This window comes from Metabacillus mangrovi (assembly GCF_009711125.1).
Taxonomy (GTDB): domain Bacteria; phylum Bacillota; class Bacilli; order Bacillales; family Bacillaceae; genus Metabacillus_B; species Metabacillus_B mangrovi.
On record NZ_WMIB01000016.1, the window covers coordinates 51492 to 73839 of the forward strand.

At 47.6% G+C, this 22348-nt stretch carries 25 protein-coding genes and 1 riboswitch; of the genes, 10 read left to right on the forward strand and 15 right to left on the reverse strand.

From position 1 onward, the window contains the following. Positions 1–97: 97 nt before the first annotated feature. The 3 genes from GKZ89_RS14605 to GKZ89_RS14615 are packed head-to-tail and all read right to left on the reverse strand — an operon-like array spanning position 98 to position 2785. A complete protein-coding gene (locus GKZ89_RS14605) occupies positions 98–1078 on the reverse strand; it encodes an ABC transporter permease (RefSeq protein ID WP_155113142.1) in 981 nt (326 codons plus the stop codon). Continuing rightward, positions 1071–1988 (reverse strand): ABC transporter ATP-binding protein, encoded by a 918-nt coding sequence (locus tag GKZ89_RS14610; protein WP_155113143.1) that lies wholly within the window; start codon positions 1986–1988, stop codon positions 1071–1073. Before GKZ89_RS14610 ends, GKZ89_RS14605 begins: the two co-directional genes overlap by 8 nt. Next, positions 1985–2785, reverse strand: a complete 801-nt coding sequence (locus GKZ89_RS14615) for an SGNH/GDSL hydrolase family protein (protein WP_155113144.1) — start codon at positions 2783–2785, stop codon at positions 1985–1987. Before GKZ89_RS14615 ends, GKZ89_RS14610 begins: the two co-directional genes overlap by 4 nt. A 261-nt stretch (positions 2786–3046) precedes the next feature. On the opposite strand from GKZ89_RS14615, the gene bla reads away from it, so the two are divergent. Then, positions 3047–3943 (forward strand): class A beta-lactamase, encoded by an 897-nt coding sequence (bla, locus tag GKZ89_RS14620; protein WP_155113145.1) that lies wholly within the window; start codon positions 3047–3049, stop codon positions 3941–3943. 264 nt (positions 3944–4207) lie between these two features. On the opposite strand, the gene dat is transcribed toward bla, so the two are convergent. After that, entirely contained in the window at positions 4208–5062 is an 855-nt protein-coding gene (dat, locus tag GKZ89_RS14625) for a D-amino-acid transaminase (protein WP_162356915.1), read from the reverse strand. A 196-nt stretch (positions 5063–5258) separates the two neighbouring features. Continuing rightward, positions 5259–5438, forward strand: a riboswitch (cobalamin riboswitch). A gap of 113 nt (positions 5439–5551) precedes the next feature. On the opposite strand from dat, the gene GKZ89_RS14630 reads away from it, so the two are divergent. Both GKZ89_RS14630 and GKZ89_RS14635 read left to right on the forward strand, forming a co-directional pair. Further along, positions 5552–7831: a ribonucleoside-diphosphate reductase subunit alpha gene (locus GKZ89_RS14630; protein ID WP_155113146.1), complete on the forward strand. Its 2280-nt coding sequence runs from the start codon at positions 5552–5554 to the stop codon at positions 7829–7831. A gap of 12 nt (positions 7832–7843) precedes the next feature. Beyond that, on the forward strand, positions 7844–8890 hold the full coding sequence (locus GKZ89_RS14635; protein ID WP_155113147.1) for a ribonucleotide-diphosphate reductase subunit beta: 1047 nt from the start codon (positions 7844–7846) through the stop codon (positions 8888–8890). 894 nt (positions 8891–9784) lie between these two features. On the opposite strand, the gene GKZ89_RS14640 is transcribed toward GKZ89_RS14635, so the two are convergent. Further along, on the reverse strand, positions 9785–10438 hold the full coding sequence (locus GKZ89_RS14640; protein ID WP_155113148.1) for a hypothetical protein: 654 nt from the start codon (positions 10436–10438) through the stop codon (positions 9785–9787). Between the two features lie 80 nt (positions 10439–10518). On the opposite strand from GKZ89_RS14640, the gene GKZ89_RS14645 reads away from it, so the two are divergent. Beyond that, positions 10519–10737, forward strand: a complete 219-nt coding sequence (locus tag GKZ89_RS14645) for a hypothetical protein (RefSeq protein ID WP_155113149.1) — start codon at positions 10519–10521, stop codon at positions 10735–10737. On the opposite strand, the gene GKZ89_RS14650 is transcribed toward GKZ89_RS14645, so the two are convergent. The 3 genes from GKZ89_RS14650 to GKZ89_RS14660 all read right to left on the reverse strand — a co-directional run bounded on the left by GKZ89_RS14650 (position 10725) and on the right by GKZ89_RS14660 (position 11567). Beyond that, positions 10725–10937, reverse strand: a complete 213-nt coding sequence (locus GKZ89_RS14650; protein ID WP_155113150.1) for a hypothetical protein — start codon at positions 10935–10937, stop codon at positions 10725–10727. The genes GKZ89_RS14645 and GKZ89_RS14650 overlap by 13 nt on opposite strands. 126 nt (positions 10938–11063) lie before the next feature. Then, the gene (locus GKZ89_RS14655; RefSeq protein ID WP_155113151.1) at positions 11064–11315 is read right to left on the reverse strand and encodes a hypothetical protein; all 252 of its coding nucleotides are present in this window, start codon (positions 11313–11315) and stop codon (positions 11064–11066) included. A 9-nt stretch (positions 11316–11324) separates the two neighbouring features. Continuing rightward, a complete protein-coding gene (locus GKZ89_RS14660; RefSeq protein ID WP_162356917.1) occupies positions 11325–11567 on the reverse strand; it encodes a hypothetical protein in 243 nt (80 codons plus the stop codon). A 231-nt stretch (positions 11568–11798) separates the two neighbouring features. Between GKZ89_RS14660 and GKZ89_RS14665 the strand changes: the two genes are divergently transcribed. The 5 genes from GKZ89_RS14665 (at position 11799) to GKZ89_RS14685 (ending at position 15492) form a co-directional block, all read left to right on the forward strand. Further along, positions 11799–11996 carry a hypothetical protein gene (locus tag GKZ89_RS14665; protein ID WP_155113152.1) on the forward strand — a complete coding sequence of 66 codons (198 nt, stop codon included), beginning with the start codon at positions 11799–11801 and terminating at the stop codon, positions 11994–11996. Positions 11997–12079: 83 nt separating this feature from the next. After that, positions 12080–12850 carry an ABC transporter ATP-binding protein gene (locus tag GKZ89_RS14670; RefSeq protein ID WP_155113153.1) on the forward strand — a complete coding sequence of 257 codons (771 nt, stop codon included), beginning with the start codon at positions 12080–12082 and terminating at the stop codon, positions 12848–12850. Further along, positions 12828–14318, forward strand: a complete 1491-nt coding sequence (locus GKZ89_RS14675) for a hypothetical protein (RefSeq protein ID WP_155113154.1) — start codon at positions 12828–12830, stop codon at positions 14316–14318. Before GKZ89_RS14670 ends, GKZ89_RS14675 begins: the two co-directional genes overlap by 23 nt. Beyond that, positions 14315–15211, forward strand: coding sequence for a zinc metalloprotease (locus GKZ89_RS14680; RefSeq protein ID WP_155113155.1), 897 nt, complete (start codon positions 14315–14317; stop codon positions 15209–15211). Before GKZ89_RS14675 ends, GKZ89_RS14680 begins: the two co-directional genes overlap by 4 nt. Next, on the forward strand, positions 15208–15492 hold the full coding sequence (locus tag GKZ89_RS14685; RefSeq protein WP_155113156.1) for a hypothetical protein: 285 nt from the start codon (positions 15208–15210) through the stop codon (positions 15490–15492). Before GKZ89_RS14680 ends, GKZ89_RS14685 begins: the two co-directional genes overlap by 4 nt. A 17-nt stretch (positions 15493–15509) precedes the next feature. Here GKZ89_RS14685 and GKZ89_RS14690 read toward each other — a convergent pair whose 3' ends face one another. Next, complete coding sequence (locus GKZ89_RS14690; RefSeq protein ID WP_155113157.1) at positions 15510–15899, reverse strand: LytTR family DNA-binding domain-containing protein; 390 nt, start codon at positions 15897–15899, stop codon at positions 15510–15512. A gap of 390 nt (positions 15900–16289) precedes the next feature. Continuing rightward, a complete protein-coding gene (locus GKZ89_RS14695) occupies positions 16290–16718 on the reverse strand; it encodes a YfmQ family protein (RefSeq protein WP_155113158.1) in 429 nt (142 codons plus the stop codon). Between the two features lie 172 nt (positions 16719–16890). Here GKZ89_RS14695 and GKZ89_RS14700 point away from each other — a divergent pair, with 172 nt between their 5' ends. After that, positions 16891–17790, forward strand: coding sequence for a DMT family transporter (locus GKZ89_RS14700; protein WP_155113159.1), 900 nt, complete (start codon positions 16891–16893; stop codon positions 17788–17790). A 182-nt stretch (positions 17791–17972) separates the two neighbouring features. Here the strand turns inward: GKZ89_RS14700 and nadE are convergent, their stop codons facing one another. From nadE to GKZ89_RS14725, 5 genes are read right to left on the reverse strand one after another with little or no spacing between them, the layout of a single operon-like run. After that, complete coding sequence (nadE, locus tag GKZ89_RS14705; RefSeq protein WP_155113177.1) at positions 17973–18791, reverse strand: NAD(+) synthase; 819 nt, start codon at positions 18789–18791, stop codon at positions 17973–17975. A gap of 18 nt (positions 18792–18809) precedes the next feature. Further along, on the reverse strand, positions 18810–19424 hold the full coding sequence (gene nadD / locus GKZ89_RS14710) for a nicotinate (nicotinamide) nucleotide adenylyltransferase (RefSeq protein ID WP_155113160.1): 615 nt from the start codon (positions 19422–19424) through the stop codon (positions 18810–18812). 6 nt (positions 19425–19430) lie between these two features. Then, on the reverse strand, positions 19431–20897 hold the full coding sequence (locus GKZ89_RS14715; RefSeq protein ID WP_155113161.1) for a nicotinate phosphoribosyltransferase: 1467 nt from the start codon (positions 20895–20897) through the stop codon (positions 19431–19433). Positions 20898–20922: 25 nt separating this feature from the next. Continuing rightward, positions 20923–21471 carry a cysteine hydrolase family protein gene (locus GKZ89_RS14720; protein WP_155113162.1) on the reverse strand — a complete coding sequence of 183 codons (549 nt, stop codon included), beginning with the start codon at positions 21469–21471 and terminating at the stop codon, positions 20923–20925. 17 nt (positions 21472–21488) lie between these two features. Further along, complete coding sequence (locus GKZ89_RS14725; RefSeq protein ID WP_155113178.1) at positions 21489–22259, reverse strand: NUDIX hydrolase; 771 nt, start codon at positions 22257–22259, stop codon at positions 21489–21491. Between the last annotated feature and the right edge of the window lie 89 nt (positions 22260–22348).

Below are 22348 nucleotides of genomic sequence, written 5' to 3' on the forward strand. Positions count from 1 at the left end.
GGTCTCACCTGTCCCGCTGCTCTTAGCTCGGAGTCTCACGCCTTCCGCTCCAATCAACAGGTGTGAAAAATCAACACCATGTTTTAACAAAGCCTATTTAATAAACATCCTTCCTCGTAAAAAAGAAAAACGAAGCGGCAAGTCCGGCTGCCGCCCACACGAGCAGGACGGTCATCGAGAAACCGAGCGACATTCCCTCAATTGGCGGGGACATGCCAGTCAGATAGTCTGTCAGGTTTAAGTTGACCATGAAGAGGTACTTAGCCGAATCCCATGCCGAAACCATATTAGCTAAAATCGCTCCGGCGATCAGGGAAGCAAGCATCACACCCATGACAGATGCTGTACTCTTCATTAGAGAAGAAAGGGCAAACGTAAGCGTTCCGACGATGACTGCCACAAACCATACGAGACCGTAATCCATCAGGATGTACTGCCAAAGACTCATCATTTGTACTGCACTCGTGTCGAGCTGTCCCCCTTCAGCCGAGAAGCCGGTCAGCACCGGAAGTGTCCAGCCTGAATACCCGAGGGCAATCCCGGAAACACCGTAAGTTAACACCCCCGTCGCAAGCACAATAAATGAAACCGCCAGCAAAAGAGTGATGTATTTGCTCATAAGGATCTTCCACCGTTTCACAGGCCTTGTCAGCAGAAGCTTCACTGTGCCGTTCGTGTACTCGGAAGATACGAGATCGCTCGCGATCACCATCACCATAAGCGGCAGCAGCAAATCGATCGAGTTCTCGGCAAAGGTTTTCATGAAGGTCGGGGCACCGGGTGCTGAAGGGTTAATATCATGAACCAGATAGTATTGCTGCTGCTTAACCCGGATCTGTAAAATTTCCTTCCACTCACCGGATATTCCGCCGGAGTTCAGCCTGTTCTGCATATTGATGATCTCCTGCTGCACCTGGGTTCGCCAGTCCTCAGTGCCTGCCTCTTTAACAGATTCCTGATGCTCTTTTACCTGGGCATACGTGAACAGTGCTGCAAGCGCCGCAATGATCCCCATAATAATAAACAATCTTTTTTTACGGACAATTTTAATCATTTCATTATAAATCAGGTTAATCAATGGCTTCACCTTCTGTCAGCTCGATGAAAAGGTCCTCAAGTGCAGGCAGCTTGACTTCGATCCCCTTAACTGCGACTCCCTCTCTCACAAGTGTCTCATTCCATCGGCTAATCTGGTCCGGATTATTCGCTGTAATGACCGCCGTTTTACTTTCTGCAAGGATCTCCGTTTCCCGGGACAAGAGTTCCCTTGCTTTTGAGATCGGTTCGGCGTGCCAGATCACCCTCTCCTTTTCTGTCAAAAGTTCTGAAACGGCCCCGGTCTTCAGGATGCTGCCTTTCGACATGATCGCCACCCGGTCACACATGAGCTGAATCTCGCTTAGTAAATGAGACGAGACGAGAACGGTCAGTCCTTCTTTTTCGGCAAGGAAGCGGATGAATTCACGCATTTCCCTGATTCCCATCGGATCGAGTCCATTCGTAGGTTCGTCCAGGATCAGAACCTTTGGATTGCTCAGAAGTGCCTGGGCGATCCCGAGCCTCTGCCTCATTCCGAGGGAATACGTGCTGACACGGTCATGGATCCGGTGTTCAAGCCGGACAAGGTGCACCACCTCATCAATCCGTGCTTTGGATACTCCGGGTATCATCCTCCTGAAATAATCCAGGTTCTCCCGACCGCTTAAATACGTGTACAATTCCGGATTTTCCACAATGCAGCCGATATTCTGAATCGCTTTCGTATAGTCCCGGGCGAGATCATGCCCGCAAATCGAGATCGAGCCTGCAGTCGGTTTGATCAAACCGACCAGCATCCGGATGGTCGTTGTTTTTCCTGCTCCGTTCGGACCGAGAAAACCGAACACTTCCCCTTTACGGAGTTCAAAGCTGATTCCTTTGATGATCTGTTTCTTCCTGATTTTTTTCTCAAGACGGCTGACAGAAAGGGTCACTTGGCTGTCTGTCATTGTTGATCCCCCTCCCTGCTAAACGTGATAAGAGAAGACAGCCGCTCACCGATCAGCTTGTACCCCTCCGCGTTTGGATGAAATTTATCATCATACAAGTAGTCGTTTACATTTTGTTCAAACAAATCATAGGTTGGCACAGAGACTGTATTCTTGTATTTGGCTGCTTCTTCCGCGGCAAAAAAGTTCCATTCACGAACGATCCCGGACGTTACTTTGCTGCTCGACAGGTCGTTGAACGGGTTGTACAAGCCCACATAAAATACCTGCGCCTCCGGGTTAACGGCCTGAATCTGCTTAAATATATTCCCCAGGCGGCTGAGAAAGCCGGTTCGGGTTTCTTTCACTGCATCAGCAGACAAATTATTCATCACCTCTCCCCCGGCAAATAGATCATTGCCGCCGATCGTCATGATAATCGAATCTGCCTGGCTGACCTGCCGCCGGATCTCTGGCTGCTGCAGCTGCTCCTCGAGCTGGGCTGAAGTGAACCCTCCTACAGCCAGGTTTGTGAACTGAATCTCCTGTTCGGTTTTCTTTTTCAGTTCATCCAGCGCATAGCCTGCGTACCCTTTACCATCTTCGTCTCCGATTCCCTTCGTTAATGAATCTCCGAGACCGACCACTTTATATTCTCCTTCTTTACTCAACGGTTCAGCGATGTCCCCGGCAGGCGGTTTGACCGGAGGGGGTCCTTCCCCTCCAAACAACTGGCTGTTAACAGCATAGACCAGGCTTCCTGCCCACAGCAGGCAAGCTGCAAGGGAAAGCACTGTTATGATCTTTACACTTCTCATTTCCGGGCAACCATCCTTTGCAAAATTCGATTGTATAGTACTTTACATTTTACCTTTAATTGAGGAAGAAAGCTTATTTGGACACTCTGGGCTGAAAAGGTCTTTATCTGTATTCAGGCATTCTGTCTATGATATATTGAGGCTAACCCCGTTTCCAATATAAGTATAAGCCAATAGCAAAAAGTGGTTTTTTAAGATTACCCAAACAAAGTCAAATTACTGGGTTGATATAAATGGATGATTATGTAATGGAGGGTTCGCATGAAAAAAATTTTTATAAGGAAATTTGCAGGTACAGCATTCATTTTGGGGGCTCTGTTTATTACAGGTTGTTCAGGTAATCAAAATGAACCGGCTTCAAGTGAGGAACCGGAAGAAAGCAGCGGTTTTGAGGAGCTGGAAAAGGAGTATCAGGCAAAGCTCGGAGTTTATGCACTCAATACGGGAAGCAGCAAATCTGTTTCCTACAATGCAGATGAACGCTTTGCTTATGCCTCTGCACACAAGGCGCTGGCTGTAGGAACACTTTTGAAGCAAAAATCGATCGGTGAGCTTGAAGAGAAGATCCATTTTACAGAGGATGATTTAGTGAACTATAATCCCGTAACTGAAAAATATGTCAATGAGGGAATGACTTTAAAGGAGTTGAGTGATGCATCGATCCGTTACAGTGATAACACAGCTGCCAATCTCATCTTTGATGCAATCGGAGGACCTGAAGGATTTAAGGAAGCACTTAGAGAAATAGGTGATGATGTGACCAATCCAGAGCGTATCGAGCCGGATCTTAACGATGTGAACCCTGGGGAAACGAGGGATACGAGCACGCCGAAAGCACTTGCTGAAAGTCTGCAGGCTTTTACACTCGGTGACGTTCTCTCTGGTGAGAAACAGGAACTGCTGAATGACTGGCTGAAACGAAACACTACGGGAGACAATTTGATTCGGGCAGGTGTACCGGAGGATTGGGTAGTCGGAGACAAAACCGGATCAGGCTCATATGGAACTCGAAATGATATTGCTGTCATATGGCCGCCAGATGATGATCCAATCATTCTTGCGATACTCTCCAGCCGTGAAAATGCGGATGCGGATTATGATGACGAACTGATCGCCAAAGCTGCAAAAATAGCAGTTGAGCAACTGCAGAAAGAGTAAAGCGCACTCTAACTATATACGACTTTGTCATTGATCTAGTCATTAGGGATAGCGTCAGGAAAAGCAGATTTATCATGGGAAAATCGGTTCCTCATCACATTTGTGAACCGATTTTAAATTTGGTCTTGAAAGCAGCCAATATGATGGCATCTATAATGTAAGGTCAACATTACATTGGATATTTTTTCTTGTTTTTCGTGTTTTCTCAAACAAATAAAACCCGGGCTATTTATAAGTAAGCCCGGGTTTGCTGTTCGTATGCTTTTATTGGGTATAAACATTTCCGCCAGGCAGAAGATTTCGGAAAGCTTTCTGCAGGGATTGCGTTACCGGTCCTGGTCTGCCCCCGCTGTATTCGAGATTGTCCAGTCTGATGACCGGCATCACTTCGATCGTGGTGGAGGAGATAAACACCTCGTCGTATTGATGAAGGTCCTCTGCCCGGATTCCTTTTTCTTCAAATGGAATTCCGGCATGTCCGCACGCTTCAATAATTTTCATCCTCGTAATGCCGTTCAGAATATAGTGGTTCGCAGGATGGGTGTATACGGTCCCGTCCTTTACCGCATAAAAGTTAGTGGAACTGCCTTCTGTCACAATGCCATCCCTGATCATGACCGCTTCAAACTTATCTGCTTCTGAAGCTTCCTGTTTAGCCAGGATATTCCCAAGCAAATTCAGGCTTTTGATGTCACAGCGTTTCCATCGGATGTCTTCAAGCGTCATCGCTTCCACCCCGGATTTCTGGAGCTCCTCCGGCCGCTTGGAAGGGACCGGGTAAGCGATCAGCTGTGCTTTTACATCCGCACCCGGAAACAAATGATTCCTGGCGCTGACTCCTCTCGTCACCTGCATATAGATTCCGCCGTCGTGAACGGCATTCACAGACACCAGTTCTTTTACGCGTTCCTTAAGTTCGCTTAAACTGCATGGAAGGGTAATCTTTATTTCCTTCGCGCTTCTCTCCAGCCGCTCCATATGCTCATCGAGGGTAAAGATCTCACCGTCATATACTCGGATTACCTCATAGATTCCGTCACCGAATTGATAGCCTCTGTCTTCAATATCAACCTTCGCATCGCTCCGGCTGACCAGTTCAGTATTCATCAGGATTTTCACGGACAGCACCTCTGAAATCAGACTTGTTCTTTCTATTACAAATGGATGTGCAGATTTTTGTCAAGCACATCGGATTAAATAAAAAAGAATATTTTCGAGGGGAAAGAGTTGAAATTACAATCCTTGTCCTTTAATATGTATCTATAACAAACACAATATATAGAAAACAATCATCTAACATACTACTATATATAGTTTATATTCCACAGCAATCGGTGCTTAGCAAAGCTTAAAAGGGAATCCGGTGAAATGCCGGAACTGTCCCCGCAACTGTAAGTGCGACGAACTGGACATGCCACTGTACATTTTTGTACGGGAAGGGTCCACAGTAGGAAGAAGCACAAGTCAGGAGACCTGCCGATGCTGGATATGTTTCGCTTTTCCCGGGGATTGGGAAGATGAAACGGTGGAAGTAAAAGATCCTCTTTTATTCTATCGTTTGATCCGCTCAATTGCCAAGAGCGGATTTTTATTTTCCCTTGGAGGAGGATGGCTATGACAACGAAAACCATCACAACCATTACAGATGAGAAAGGCCTGAAAAAGCCGTTTGATGAAGAGATGTTCACACAATGGATCCGCAAGGCCGGAGCCGATTTCCCTGCACTTGACCTAGGAACTTTTACGGAGAGAGCTGTAAGTTCCATTACTTCAAGAGATACATATACAGAGAAGCAAATCCGCAATCTCAGCATACTGGAGGCACTCTCCAATATTTCCGAGCATGAGCCGGACTGGACCTATTTCTGCGCAAGACTCTACCTTGACCAGCTTTATACTGAAGCAGCCCGAAACCGCGGGTATGCGAAAGAAGCCAAATACGGCTCTTTTCTGGAACTGGTTGACCGTCTTCACGGCATCGGCATATATGGCGACCTGATCCCGTCGGTGTACTCTCCAAAAGAAATCGCCGAGCTCGGGGATGAGATTAAACCGGAGCGCGACCTTCTTTTTACTTATATCGGATTGCGGACACTGGCCGACCGCTATATTGCCCGTGATTACACGAAACAGACGATGGAGCTGCCGCAGGAGCGCTTTATGATCATCGCGATGACGCTGATGGCAAAAGAGCCTGCGGAACACCGTCTTCAGCTTGTAAAAGAAGCATACTGGGCATTGAGCAGCCTGTATATGACGGTTGCCACCCCGACATTATCCAATGCCGGCAAATCAGTCGGCCAGCTGTCCAGCTGCTTCATTGATACGATCGATGACAGCCTGCAGGGCATCTTCGACAGCAACACCGACATCGCCAACCTTTCCAAAAGCGGCGGCGGAATCGGCGTGTATCTTGGAAAAATCCGCAGCCGCGGCAGCGATATCCGCGGCTTTAAAGGAGTTTCTTCCGGAGTCCTGCCATGGATGAAACAGCTGAACAACACAGCTGTCAGCGTCGACCAGCTCGGCCAGAGAAAAGGCGCGATCGCGGTCTACCTTGACGTCTGGCATAAGGATATCTTTTCTTTCCTTGATTCCAAGCTGAACAATGGGGATGAGCGGCTCCGCACCCACGACCTGTTCACAGGCGTGTGTCTGCCGGATCTGTTTATGGAACAGGTGGAGGAACGCGCGGACTGGTACCTGTTTGATCCTCATGAAGTCCGGAAAATCATGGGCTACAGCATTGAAGACTATTTTGACGAGAAAAAAGGACGCGGCAGCTTCCGGGAGAAATATTGGGAATGCGTCAACCACCCCGATCTGCCGAAAGAAAAGGTTCCGGCCATTGATATCATGAAACGGATCATGATCAGCCAGCTTGAGTCCGGTACACCGTTCATGTTTTACCGGGATGAGGTGAACCGGATGAACGCCAACAGCCACGCCGGAATGGTGTACTGCACAAATCTCTGCACCGAAATCACCCAGAACCAGAGCGCGACCACGATGGATGAACAATATACGGAAGACGGAAAAATCATTACGGTAAAAACACCTGGCGACTTTGTCGTATGCAACCTTTCCTCGATCAGCCTGGCAAAGGCGGTAACGGAGAATGTGCTTGAACGGCTGATTCCGATCCAGGTCCGCATGCTTGATAATGTCATCGATTTAAATAAGATTCCGGTTCTGCAAGCGAAGCTGACAAATCATAAATACCGGGCGATCGGCCTTGGAACGTTCGGATGGCATCACCTGCTCGCTCTTGAAGGAATCAAGTGGGAAAGCGAAGAAGCTGTCCAATATGCGGATAAATTATATGAAAAGATCTCCTTTTTAACGATTCAGGCAAGCTCAGGGCTCGCAAAGGAGAAAGGGGCTTACCCGGCTTTTGAAGGATCGGCCTGGGAAACGGGCACTTATTTTGAAGCACGCGGCTATGACTCAGAGCAATGGAAAGAGCTTCAGGAGCAGGTGGCGGAAAACGGAATGCGCAACGGCTATTTGATGGCTGTCGCTCCCAATGCCTCAACCTCCATCATCGCCGGAAGCACCGCAAGCATCGATCCAATTTTCCAAAAGGTGTATTCAGAGGAAAAGAAGGATTACAAGATTCCGGTCACAGCACCTGACTTGAGTCCCGAAACCACCTGGTACTATAAATCAGCCTACTTCACCGACCAGCACTGGAGCATTGAACAGAATGCAGCGAGACAGCGCCATATCGACCAGTCGGTTTCATTTAACTTTTATGTATTGAATACGATCAAAGCGAAGGAACTGCTTGATCTTCATATGAGCGCCTGGAATGCCGGACTGAAAACAACGTACTATATCCGCTCCACCTCAAGCCTGATTGAAGACTGTGATTCCTGTGCGAGCTAGGAGGAAGCTGTTATGACTGATATCGCTTTAAATACCCGGACCATGATGGATGCCGATGCACCCAACCGTTCAACCGCCCTGATCAACGGGCGGAGCTCCAACATTCTGAACTGGGACGATGTCGCCTATCCGTGGGCATACGCTAAATATAAAAAAATGCTCTCCAACTTCTGGACGCCATTTGAAATCAATATGTCCCAGGATGTAAAACAGTTTAATGACCTGGAGGACCATGAACAGGAAGCATTCCTAAAAATCATCGGCCTGCTTGCTCTGCTCGACAGCATCCAGACAGACTATGCCGGGAAAGTAGCCGACTACATCACAGACTCAAGCATCAATGCACTGATGATCATGCTTGCCCAGCAGGAAGTCATCCACAATCATTCCTACTCTTACGTCCTGTCCAGCATCGTTTCAAAAAGCAAGCAGGATGAGGTGTTCGAATATTGGCGGAGCGAAGAAATATTGCGGAAACGCAATGACTTTGTAACGAACGGCTACAAAGCCTTTGCCGAAAATGCGAATGTGGAGAACCTGCTGAAATCCATCGTATACGATGTGATTCTCGAAGGCCTGTTTTTCTACTCCGGCTTCGCATTCTTCTATAACCTGGCACGCAATCAGAAAATGGTCGCTACGAGTACGATGATCAATTACATCAACCGGGATGAACAGATTCATGTCGACTTGTTTGTGAAAATTTTCAAAGAGGTGCTGACTCAATATCCAGAGTATGACACACCTGAGCTGAAGACGTTTGTTGAAAACACAATCGTCGAAGCAGCCCATCTGGAAATTGAATGGGGCCGCCACATTCTTGGCGATCAGATGGAAGGTCTCATTATGAAAGACGTGGAAGAATACATTAAATTTTATGCCAACGTCCGCTCCAATCAGCTCGGATTCAGCCGGCCGTTCGAAGGCTGCCGCACCAATCCGCTGAAATGGATCAAAGCGTACGAAGACGTCGACCTCGGCAAATCTGATTTCTTTGAACAGAAATCAAGGCAGTATACGAAAGTGAACAATGTGGATAATGGATTTGATGATTTGTAGGAAATATTTGAACAGGCCCCTTTGGAAGGGGCCTGTTTTTGGTTGGCTTGGATGCTGCTGAAGGCAGGTTTGGTGAGTGGGGAGACTGGTTTGGAGGGGGGTTCTACACTTTCATCCGGTGGCTTTCGGCGAATTTTGCCGAAAAGACAATTTAGAGCGATTTTGACCGATATATTTTCATTTTGACCGATATATCCTAAATATCGTCGCTATCCTTATTTTGAGAGGCAAATTTCCGAGCTGGGAAGCACGGCTGCCCCATTTTCACTGCCGCTCCAATGATTTATGCTGCCTTTTAGAGGACTTATGCTGAAATTTTCGAAGTTTTACTGAAATTTTACCCGCTTATGCTGAAATTCCGAAATTTTTGCTGAAAATTTGACCTCAGGATCTGGTGCAGCAGCATTTCTCAAGCTGAAACAGGGGTTCAGGTAACTTAATTGCTGACTTCTGGCGATAATTGCTGACTTTTCCCTAACAATTGCTGACTTTCACACGTGAATTGCTGACTTCCTCTCAACAATTGCTGACTTTTCACCTATAATTGCGGACTTCCCACTCCAATCGCTGACCCCCACCTTACTAGCTGACTTTCCCCCAACAATTGCTTACCTTCACACGTGAATTGCTGACTTCCTCTCAACAATTGCTGACTTTTTACCATTAAATGCTGACTCCCTCCCACTTGCTGCCCCCTCACCTTACTAGCTGACTTCCTGCCACCATCGCTGACCCCTCAACCTTACTAGCTGACTTCCTGCCACCATCGCTGCCCCCTCAACCTTACTAGCTGACTTTCTGCCACCATCGCTGCCCCCCTCACCTTACTAGTTGACTTCCCCACCACATATTGACCCCTCACCTGACTCCCCCGCCAATCCCACCGCACAGCACTCACTCCCCGCCGGTCGGTTTACTCTGATCCTGCAGCTGCTGAGTTCCCACCTCTCCGTTTGAGTCCTCGTCATCCCCTTCTTCGTCTTTCTCCTTCAGCCATTTCAGCAATTCCGGGTTGTCAGGTTGCTCGCTGAATAGTTCGACTGCGTCGTTTTCTTCCTGGTGTGAGAGGATATCACGGATATCGTTGCTGTCCCCGAGGATGTTGCCGAAGCCTTGGTTATGCTTTTTGCTGCTGGAGAAATGGGCGGGGAAGTTGTTGCCGAAGTTCACTGCGGATGCATCTTCTATTGTGCCGATGTGGATGTCACCTATGGCGAAGCTTGAGGAATCCGGTGCTGGCTGGGGAGGGCTCGGTTTTCTGGCCATTTGATAGGGAATGTTTTTTCCGTTTATCTGGATGGACAGGTTTTCGGCAGGTGGCGTCCTTTGTTCTGCCTGATGAAAGGTGTTTCCTATGTTCATCGTTCCACTCAGCTGTTTGACATCGACTTTTTCGAGCCGGTAAACGAGCTCCTTGATGTTCATCGTTTCAACATTTTCTATATGAAAGGTCTGTCCTGCACCGGCCTGTGTTTTCAGCAGGCGTTCCAGAGCATCAAGCCGTTTTTCCATAAGCTTCAGTATGAGCAGTAATTCGCGCTCTTGCATCCCGCTTCATTCCTTTTGCACGTTCCCCCTTGCATGTGCATAGCGTAAATAGCCTGCAGGTTAAAAAAGGGGGAAGAACGTTGAGATTAGATGTGTCGAGTATCTCGTTTGAAAATCTGAACGTGCTTGAGATCGCCAGCCAATCAGGAATTTTCATAGGCAAAAACCGGCAGGTGCAGTGGACTGCAGCCACCGAGGGCAGCCATTCGGGGTTTGGCGTTTTGACCGGAAAAAGAAACACAGTGAAAAACAATGTCCACCTTGTCCTCCATGAGCATCCGCTGAATCAGGACAGCTGACTTTTCTTCGCTTTAATCCGTGCAATTTCTGATGCCGTCAGATTGTTTGATATGAGATTGCCATTCCCGCTGATTTTTCCGAATCCTTCTTGCAGCTTCGTACGGTTTTTCCACTTCAACTGAAGGTTTTCACCGTAAAACACGCCCGAGCTGTTTTGAATAACATTTACATAAATCGACTTGAACGAGATGTTCGCCATGCCATCCACCCTTCCTGATAGGCTTGTCCACGGACTTCCCTTCTTTATTAGTACAAATATATAGAAATAACGGGGACCGTATGCAAAAAAAGATTAGAAAAAACCATCCGGTGAGAATGGCTTTCGCTAGCTTTGATAAACAGGCTGGTCATTAGAGCCCTGATTTTGGGTGAAGTCTGAGTCCATGATGTCATCGTCCTGCACCACATTTATATTTCCGATCGATAGGTTATCCATTCCGATTACTTTTCCGAACCCGTAATTGCTTTTTATACTGGAAGTCCAGTCATATTGAGAGTTCGTGCCGGTAAAAACCCCTGAGTTCGCAGACAGAGTCGTAATGTTGATGCTGTTGAAGTGAATCGCCAGGTTTTTCATTACGGCTCTTTACAGCTGGGAAACCGGCTGCGGATTGATTGCTTCAGGCTGGGAAATCGCCATATCAAACAGATCCTGGTCGTTGATGATGTTTGTGCATCCGATCGCACATGAGTTCACATAATTTCCGTTGCCTGCGTTAAATTTCCCTTGGGCATTCCAGTCGGGCTGGCTGTTCTGCCCGGAACCGATAATGGCATTAGCAGCCATGCTTACTACATTGATTTGGTTAAATACAACAGATACCGGCACATCGCATCCTCCGTTTCTAAACCACGTTTAGTTTAGCGTATGCAGGAGCGGCATTTTAAGTGAAAACGGCTGCTTTCCTTACCACTTCCACAGGTCTTCAAAACTTTATTTCAGACAAGTAAAAAGCGGTTTTAGACCATCTTCATAGAAAGAATCTTCCATTTTGGTACAGTAAACATGTGCCCAGCCTGAAGGAACGAAATAAAAATTGAGAATGGATGGTGCAAAATCATGAATTACGTAAAACCTGCTGTTTCAATCAATGCGGAACATACTGTGAACGAAGCAATTACCTGGACTGTTGTAGCTCTTGCAGCTGTTATCGCTGCAGGCGGATATGCAGCTTGGTGTACGGCAAACGGTGCAAATTTCCAAGGCAGCTACAACGTAGATGATAAGAGCGTAGCAATCGGCTGCATCTATCCATAAACCACTCACGTGAGATTATCCCTTAATTCATAGCTGGACAGGCTGGGTACGATTAGTAAACCGTCCAACAAGGTGGCTGGAAAATGGAACACACGATAGAGATTGTGCACGTATCCAAGTCGTTCGGAAAACATCGAGTGCTGCATGACGTATCTCTTTCTCTTAAAAAGGGTGAGATTTTCGGGTTGCTCGGACCGAATGGATCGGGTAAGACTACTCTTCTTTCGCTCCTCACCGGCTCAATCCGGAGTGAAGCGGGCGACATGAGAATTTTAAATGAGGCGGTATCCGGAACGTCCATTCTCTACAAGCTGAATGTAGGGATCGTGCCGGATTCAGATGAGCTCGTTGACGATTTAACCGCGATGGAGTTTTTGGAGTTTACCGCATCCCTCCGGAAAATCCCTAAATTCCATTACATGTACAGGATTAAAGAATGGCTGCAGCTGTTTGATATATGGAAAAGCCGCAACCAGCTGCTGAAATCGTATTCGCACGGAATGCGGAAAAAAGTGCAGCTGATCTCCGCTCTCCTGCACCGGCCAAAGATATTCATTTTTGATGAACCGACCAATGGGCTTGATCCGGATATGATTATTCTTGTTAAGGAGATTTTGGCGCAGCTGAAGGAAAAAGGCACAACGATTCTCGTGACCACACATCATCTGGGCTTTGCGGAAACGCTGTGTGACCGGATTGCTTTTATCAATAAAGGCAGCATTCTCGTTCAGGAAACAGAAGTTGTACCGTTCCTGAAGGCAAGCCAGTCGAGGACACTTGAGGAAGCCTATACGAAAATGAATCATTTAGGTGCAGAGAGGATGCGCGTTCATGGACTCATGGAAGATTGGTAAAGTCATCGTTCTGACCTGGAAAAACCGTTTTCTAGAGATGATAAAGGATTATCCGCTACTTGCCATCGTTCCCCTGCTGATCATTTTTGGAGCGGGATTTGGCATGTACCGGCTGTACGGGCTTGTAGAGGACCAGCTTTTTGCAGGCGGTGCGAATCTGGATCTGGGCAGAACCTATGAATATACGTCAAATTATGCTCAATTCAGCTATTTCCTTGCCCTGTTCGGAGTCGTCACTCTTTGGCAATGGGGAGTGCGGGGAAAAGCCGGCAAAAGACTTCTTGAAACACTTCCGGTCCGCAAAAGCACGTGGACGATCGGCCAGCTCCTTCCCGTCCTGCTGATCATGTGGCTGTTTGCGCTTCTTGGACTTATGCCCATGCTGCTTGTGCTCGCAAACAATCTTCAATTCCCGGTATATGAAAAGATCGGCGTTATCCTTTTATACTTTCTTTTAATCGGCCATTCTATTCTTGCCGCGTTATTGTGGCAGCAGCTGATCCACCTGCTGACGAAAAGATGGGCCGGGAGGGGTTCTGAGACTCATCATCTCGCACTGCATCAAATTCTTTTTTTCCTTTCAGCCATTTTGGCAGGAGGACTGTTTTACTTTTCTGCACAACAAGAATGGGGACTGGATTCCCTCCTTCCCGGAGCACTTTTCGGAGAAACGGTCAGAAAGCTTCATGAAGGAAGTTCCGGAGCCTTCCTTTTTGCGGCCATGCTGGTGTGCTCAAGTATGATTCTTTGCGCTGCTATTTTACTATTGTTCCGTTTTGAATCGGAATGGAGACCGGATGAAACGGAGGGCTCTCTGCCGCTCCGGTTCCTGCCTTTTTCCCGAAACCGCATCCTGAGCCTGATCATCACTGAAGGCAAACGGCTGTCCCGCGACTATGAAACTCAATTTTATTGCGCACTCGCCTTTGTCGTGTTAGCCGGGCTTGGCCTTGGTTTAAGAAAATACAATCTCCTCGTGTACGGTCCGGTTTACGAAGCAGTGATCAGCTATGGACTTCCCTTCGTCTTTTGCCTCTTCTCCCTGCTGTCAAGAGGCCGGGACCAGGGTTTGTGGCCATACTTGAACGCTTCGGGCATCCGCAAATGGGAGTACGCTGTCAGCAAGGCCGCTGTTCATCTCGTCCTCCTGCCGCTCGTAACGTTCGGTTTATACCGGCTCTGCCTCTTCCTTACCGGGATCTCTCCATCCACTGGCACATTCTTTTTAAATGCCCAAATCCTTTTTCTTACTGCCTATCTGATCGGAACCGTTCTGCCGATGAACCGGAGCAATCCAGGCAGCCAGCTTATGAATATGCTGCTGTTCTATTTTGCAGCCGGGGCGGTCAGTCTGGCGGGTATGCTCGGGCAGCCTTATGAACCGTTTCCGGGTGCATATGCGGGACTGTATCTTGCCGCGGGCCTTATGCTGCTCATCCCGCTTGAAACGAAAGGAGTAAAACGATGATCAGACCTGAAACGATTCCTGTTTGGCCGTTTGGGGTGGACATGTCGGAAACTGAAATTTGTGACAGCGGCATGCACAGCCGCCATCCAATCAGCGGGGCAGCGTTTGAACTGCTGAAGAAAGTGGATGGGAAAAAGTCTGTAGAGCGCATTTCGGACGAGGTATCCGCGGAGTGTGGCTGGGACAGCCGTGAGGTGCTCGGGGATTTTATGGAGCTGCTTGCTTCCCTGAACCAGAATTACTTAGTGAACATCAAAACCCCTCTTAAACCGGACTTGATCGTAAAAGACAGCATCATTGCCGTTCTGTACTTTTTTAAAACGCTGCAGGGCGTAAGATGGGAAAAAAAGAAGCGGACCCATATTCCCGCTGGTGCCCCTGTTTTAAAAACACTTCTGTTATTCCTGACAGCCGTGGTGTCCGTTTTCGGCCACTTTGCAGCGGGTTTTGGACTGCTCGTTACAGCGGCGTCCTTCGTTTTGCCTTTCCTGACCGTATATGACGGAGCCGTGACGGCCGCCGCTTTTCTTATCAGTTTTACACTGCATGAATTCGGCCATTATGCGGTGTTTCAAAAAAAGACGGGAAGCCTATACCGCATCTTTATCGCCGCGAGAAGAGGCGGGATTCAAATTGTCCGGCCGCTCGCCGATCCCAAAACCGAATGGCTCACTTCGCTGGCTGGACCCGGAATCCCTTTCCTGACAGCTGTACTGACTGCTGCAGTGTTCGTATTGACACCGGTCCTTCCGTTTTCCACTGCGGTGCTCATCATAGCCGTCAATCTCGTCCATCTCATCTCGCTCCTTCCTTTTGCAGAAGACGGGAAGCGAATGATTCAGGCTTGGAAGACGGGCAGAAAATTGATTTCAGTAAAGGAGGAAAAAGCGTGAAAAAAATGGTGATCAGTTTTACGGCAGGCTTTGTGCTGATTTTAATTGGAAGCGTCATCGCTTTAATGGGACTCGGTGTATACTCTGATATGAACAATTTCGGCTCTTTTTCCTGGAGGCCTCTCGGTCTGACTGTTTTCCGCTATGAAGCAATGGCTGAAGGCGGCCATCTGCTTCATTTTGGACTGGGACTGCTGCTCATCGCCCTGCTTGGAGGATTCGTAAATTCCTCACTCTCTGCAGTGCTGCACAAAGCGTTCAGCGAGGGAACAGGAAGATGAAACCGGCGGGGCATCATCTAGGTGGCTGATCGATGGTTTCCTGATGCATCTCTATTGTTCAGCATGTCAATCAGGGCATTCAGCTTGTCCCTCGTCATCATGGCCCGGTCTTTATAATCGAAAAACTTAATCGTGTACGACGCACTGGAATACAGCTCAATATCTTTAATTTTAAGGATGTTCACGAGGTAGGACTTATGGGAGCGGAAGAAAAGCCTTGCCGGGAGCAGACTGGTTATTTCTTTAAGGGATGTTGTGGTGGTGAAAGAACGGGAAGGTGTAACAATGAACGTCTTTCTTTGAAGCTTCTCAATATACAGGATGGATTCAACATCAATGAAGTTGACTTCTGCTTTCTTTACCAATACTAACCGGTTGGAATGCTGGGAAGATAAATTCAAGATCATGGTTTAGGTCCCTTCCGTCATGTATTTACCATCTACATCCTACCAAATGAAATGAAGCAATAGGATGAATCCAGGAAAAATGAAGAGATGGAACCAAATTCTTCTAACAGGTCAAATTTCTTACCATCTGATCCGAAACCCTTATCCAAAACGTGTACGTACAGAAAGATAAGCTTCACCAAAAACCATGGCCTTTTTCCCACCCTTCACTTTTTAGCCCTTTCTGCTTGGTTGCGGAAGGATATTGGTCAATTAATTTACTAATGAGTGAAGAATATACATACTCGTGACATGAAGACTAATCCCCAATGACCTTCTTTTGGCTTATCAGCTGTTTCCTGCAGAATGAAGAAAAACCCCCGGTATGCCTCTTTAGCATCGGGGGTTTTTTTACCCTGCGTGTTCTGTACAAACCTGATAACCTTCCTCCAATTGATCAGAAAGCAGCGTATAGACCACTTCTTTCTTTTTAAACTTTTTCACAACATCCATTCTCCCGCTGTACATATACACATACAGCTTTACATCATGCTTTTTTTTCTTTGTTTCAACCACGACAGGAGTACCTGTTTGTTCAGGGGGAAATTCATATTTATCCAAATAGCCAGACTCATTGAATAATTGCAGGAATCGGACTCTGTCCTTCTCATTTAACGGCTTTCCGTTAAAGCGAAGAGAGAGCGGGTTCTCTGTAAGCTTTTGGTGGACTTCAAATTTACCGATAAACCATTCAACTACAAACGTGGGCGGACTGGCAAGCACCAGCTTGAGCGTACTGATCAGCACAAGAATGATAATAAAAGAGGTTGTCAAAGCCATTCATCTCCCCTTACGTTCTTTCCATTATCGTACCATGCTCCGGACTGCTTATCTTTGTCGATTTGTTGAATTCTTGCTGTCTAATTTTTGTTCCATTTTTCAGGATGCTTCTGTGATAAGATTTATGGGAGCGTCCAGTCAGGAAGCATCCTTAGTACAGGAAGGTGCATGTATGATTCGTGTGTATGCAGCTTTACTCTCCCTGAGCTTTATTTGGGGAATTTCATTTGTTTTTATTAAACTTCTTGTGGAACCTGCAGGCGTGTGGGGAACGGTGTTTCTGAGATGTGCAGCAGGAGCTTTGCCGCTGCTTCCCATTCTTTTTTTGAAACGGAAAAGCCTCCCCCGGTCAGTCCCGTGGGTCCCGCTTATTATCGTCGGTATGATTAACACCGGGCTTCCCTGGGGGCTGATTGCATTAAGTGAAACCGTCATTTCTAGCAGCTCGGCTTCTATCCTGAACGCGGCGACGCCGCTTTGGACCGGCCTGATCGGCATGATTTTTTTCTCTGTCAGCCTCTCCGGCAGGCAGTGGCTCGGATTGTTTTTGGGGATGACCGGTATCTTGATCTTCATTGACTTCAATACGGGTGCTCTTTTTCAGGAGAATTTTACCGGTGTCGGGACGATGCTGCTTGCCACCTTATGCTACGGGACATCGGCTCAAATCGTCAGAAAATATCTCGGAAACATTGGTGTGCTGTTTACGACAACCATTTCTCTCCTGATCGGATCGGCTGTCGGGCTTGCAGGAATGATAGCTTCCGAAACCTATTTTGTCCTTGATGAAATGGCGAATGGAACCATACTCGTCTCCATTATTGGCTTAGGCTGTTTTGGGTCAGGCATCGCCCATTTGCTCTTTTTCTACATAACGAAAAAGGGCGGACCTGAAACGGCGGTATCTGTCACCTTTCTCATTCCGGTAACGGCCCTGCTGTGGGGAGCGCTGCTTCTACAAGAAAAAATCAGCGGTAATGCAATTATAGGGCTGATCGTCATCTTGGCAGGGGTCTACCTGGCTGTAAGAAAGAAGAAAGAAACCGTTCCGATTGGCGGCAGGCAGATGTAAGAATGGATCAGCCTTAGAGAACGAAAGCCGGAATCCTTTGACCCCGGCTTTTTCTTTATGTAAAAATCACTTAAATAAACACTGCATACAGGCTGATGGACTTTTGTGCCAGGCGCTGGAGTCCGACTTGGATATTGATTTCTTAACAAAAAAAGGATCAGGGGGCTCCTGATCCTCTTTTCTTACTTCCACCATCCGTCAAACATCGTAGCCGGGAGCTGGCGTTTATGCTCCGTCAGCTTGTAGCGCTTTTCAATTTTCTCCGCTGCGTCATTTGAGACTTCTTTGCCTTCCAGGTAATCATCGAGCTCGTCATAGGTGATGCCGAGTTCTGTTTCATCCGCCTGCTGGGGCTTGTCATCTAGCAAATCGGCGGTTGGCGCCTTCATATACAGGCTTTCCGGACAGCCAAGCTCCTTCAGCAGCGCCTTTCCTTGTCTTTTAGTCAAACCGGTCAGCGGAAGAACATCGGCTCCGCCGTCTCCATACTTCGTGAAAAATCCCGTTACCGCTTCAGCGGCATGGTCTGTTCCCGTCACGAGAAGCCCATGCTGGCCGCCGTATGCATACTGGGCAATCATTCTCATTCTCGCCTTCACGTTGCCTTTATGATAATCCGCGAGTCTCTCGTCATCGGACCCGTTGTACGTATCGGTAAAACCATCCACTGCAGAAGCAATATTAAAGGTAACCGTACGGTCCGGATTAATAAAATCAAAGACAAGCTTTGCGTCATGTTCGTCCTTTTGAACATTGTACGGAAGTCTTACGGCCAGGAACTGGGCATCGTATCCCTCTTCCCTCAGCTCCTCCACGGCCATCTGGTTCAGTTTCCCGGCAAGAGTGGAATCCTGTCCAAGGCTGATTCCGAGTACGTATCCTTTTGCACCTGTTTTTTTCAGGTACTCTTTTAAAAATTCGACGCGCTTCCTGATTTCACGAGCAGGATCGATTTCCTGCTGCACATTCAATTCCTTCATAATCTGGCTCTGCATATTCAACATGGAACCCTCCTCAGGCTATTGGTAAAGACCGTGTTTTTTTACATAATCGTAGCAGGCTTCAGGGAGAAGATACCGCGGCTCTCCGCCTTTCCCCAGTTCGTCCCGGATATACGTGCTGCTGATCTCCATATTCAATCCCTTATCAATCAAGTGAAAGCGGGTCCCGTCATCAAAATTCCTCAGCAAGGGGGACCTGGAAATGGTCTTTAACATATCTATACCATTTCGGGCCATCACGATAAACTTGTTATTGGAGATTAATTCATCGGAGTATTTCCATTTTCCGAGTGCGATGTCTTCAAGCAGATCAGCCCCCATAATGAAAGAAACTTCATCATCCGGATAGATGGAATGGAAATGCTGCATCGTATGATGGGTGTAGATGTTCCAGCTTTCCTGTTTCATCTCATAATCATCCAGAAAGAACTTCTCATTATCCTCCATGGCGAGCCTGAGCATCGCTATCCGGTGCTCATCGGTCGTGTTCAGCTGTTTGTCTTTTCTTTTGCTTGAACATGGAAGAAAAATCACTTTGTCCAGCTTGCAGCGGTGCGCCACCGTGCTCGCAGTCCAGAGATGAACATTCGTTACCGGATCAAAGGAACTTCCGTAAATCCCAATCTTCCCCATGCACGTTCACCCTCTTCTGATTTTTTCGACCTTCTCTTTAATCTCGTGGATGTTCCGCATTTTGTTATCCCAGCACTTTTCACTTAAATCCACAGGATAATCTTCTGGATTCAGCTTTCGTCTGTATTCGTCCCACAGCTCTTCCAGGTTGTTTTTCACCTTTGCCTGAATCTCCCGTATGTCAGGCAGCTCGTATATCAGCTTTCCGTTCGAGAAAATGTCCTGATGAAGATCCCGTGCTTCAAAATCGGTGACAAATTTGCTGATATAAGTGTGGACTGGGTGGAACATTTTAATCCGCTCTTCTTCATTAGGGTGCTCGTCTTCCAAAGCGATGTAATCCCCTTCTGATTTGTGGTTGTTCGTATTGATGATTCGATAAACTCTTTTTAGGCCGGGCGTCGTTACCTTTTCCGGATTTCCGCTGATTTTAATCGTATCCTGCATGACGCCTTCCCCATCTTCAATGCTGACCAGCTTGTAAACAGCGCCGAGAGCCGGCTGATCATAAGCGGTAATCAGCTTCGTGCCGATCCCCCATGTATCGATCCGCGCGCCCTGGGATTTCAGGTTCATAATCGTATCTTCATCCAGATCATTGGAAGCGATGATTCGCGTTTTCGTAAAGCCTGCATCATCCAGCATTTTCCTTGCTTTTTTAGAGAGATAGGCCATATCCCCGCTGTCGAGGCGGATGCCGATGAAATTTATTTTGTCTCCAAGCTCCTGTGCCACTCTTATTGCGTTTGGCACGCCGGATTTCAGCGTATCATATGTATCGACCAGAAAAACGCAGTCCCGGTGGCTTTGGGCATATTTTAGAAAAGCCGTGTACTCATCACGGTAGGCCTGAACGAGAGCATGGGCATGCGTACCGGCTGCAGGGATTCCAAAGAGCTTTGCAGCACGCACATTGGACGTTGCCTCAAGTCCGCCGATAAAGGCTGCCCTGGTTCCCCAAAGGGCTGCATCCATTTCATGCGCACGCCGGGAACCGAACTCCATCACGATCTGATCGCCAACGGCCTGTTTGATGCGGCATGCCTTTGTTGCGATCAAGGTCTGGAAGTTTACAATATTTAAAAGTGCTGTTTCGACCAGCTGCGCTTCTGCGAGCGGTGCTTCAACACGGATCATCGGCTCTCCGCCGAATACAAGCTCTCCTTCTTCCATCGAACGGACCGATCCTGTAAAACTCAGACCTTTTAAGTAATTGAGAAATTCCTCTTCATAGCCGAGTTCTTTCAGGAATTTCAAATCACTGTCTGAAAAACGGAAGTTTTCCAGATATTGCACCACCCTCTCAAGGCCTGCAAAAACTGCGTAGCCGTTTCCAAAAGGAAGCCTCCTGAAAAACAGTTCAAAAACGGCATTTCGGTTATGCACTCCGTCCTCCCAGTACGTTTTTGCCATGTTGATCTGATAAAGGTCCGTGTGAAGGGCCAGACTGTCATCCTCATAATTGTAGTGCATCTCTTTTTCTCCTCTCCATCCAGAGCTAGTTTATTTCCGCGTTCAAGCTGCCTTTAAAGTGTCTCAGAGCCCAGCTGTGCCCCTCCTGATCAAAGCTCGCAGCCGCTTTTTCATGAACAACCAGTTTGAAGCCTTTATTATAAGCATCCACTGCTGTATGAAGCACACAAATATCGGTGCACACACCCGTCAGATGCAATTCGCTGATGCCCCGCTCTCTGAGAAGGATTTCCAAATTCGTGCCTGCGAATGCACTGTAGCGGGTTTTATCCATCCAGAGGACGTGCCCGTGATCTTTGTTTTGCCTGTAAATGTCCCGAAGCTTTCCATAGAGCTCTCTCCCGGATGTGCCTTCAACATTATGAGGCGGATAAAGAGCTGTTTCAGGATGATGAGGGTCTCCGGCTTTATGGAAATCCACCGCAAAAACCGTCAGGTCTCCGTTTTGGATAAATTCCTCTGCAATCCCGGCCAAAGCAGTTTCTATCTCCTGCCCCGGCTTCCCGCATGTCAGTGCACCTTCATCAGCAATAAAATCATTTGTGTAATCAATCACAAGCAACGCCCGTTTCATCCCGGTTCCCCCTTGTATTAATATCGTGCCGTGTAAATCGGCTTAATAACATCCATTTCTTTAAATTTATACAGTTTTGCAGGCTTCTTAGAAGTGCGGGCTGTCGTTTTCCCCTCTGCTTCAGCAATGAACGGAAGTGTTTTAATTTTCCTCGCAAAAGCCTGCTCACTTTTAATCGCAGGATCATCGGTAACGGTCAGCAGTACGGCCTGCAGCTCAGAATAGGTGAATTCCGAGGGAAGGAAATTTTTCGCGGCTGTGGTCTGCAGCAGATCGGACCGGATTTCGCGAATGGCATCCGCGATCAGCTCTGCATGATCAAATGCCAGAGGAATGGTCTTTAGTTCTTCCAGCCTGAAAAGCTGAACATCCTCCGCGTCATCGCTCGCCTTCCGGCTTACGAGCAGATCCTCCGGCACGATCGCATAGTGGGCATTAGATAAAATCCACCCCCGCGGATCACGGCCTGGCCGGTCATACATTCCGTAATGCTTCATGTGAATTCCTTTAACCCCTGTTTCTTCTTCAAGCTCTCTGTGGGCTGCCTCGAGTGCCGTCTCATCCGGCTGCACAAATCCTCCCGGAAGCGCCCATTTTCCAGCCTCTATATTCGGTGTCCCCTCAGCTGTTTGCTCTGCACGCCGGATCAGCATCAGCATTAGATTCACAACCGGCGGCTTATGTTCCCGCTTCTCTGAATGAATCGTAAACACCGCTATATCCGAGGTGTAGCCATCCGGTGTCCGGTACACCGACGAATCATATTGCTCAACTGCTTCTTTATTCAACTCGTTCAACCAATCACCATCTTTTAATTAACATTTTGTTAATTGTATTGTATAGAGGTTAAGTGGAGATGTCAATCCGTTTGCTGCAA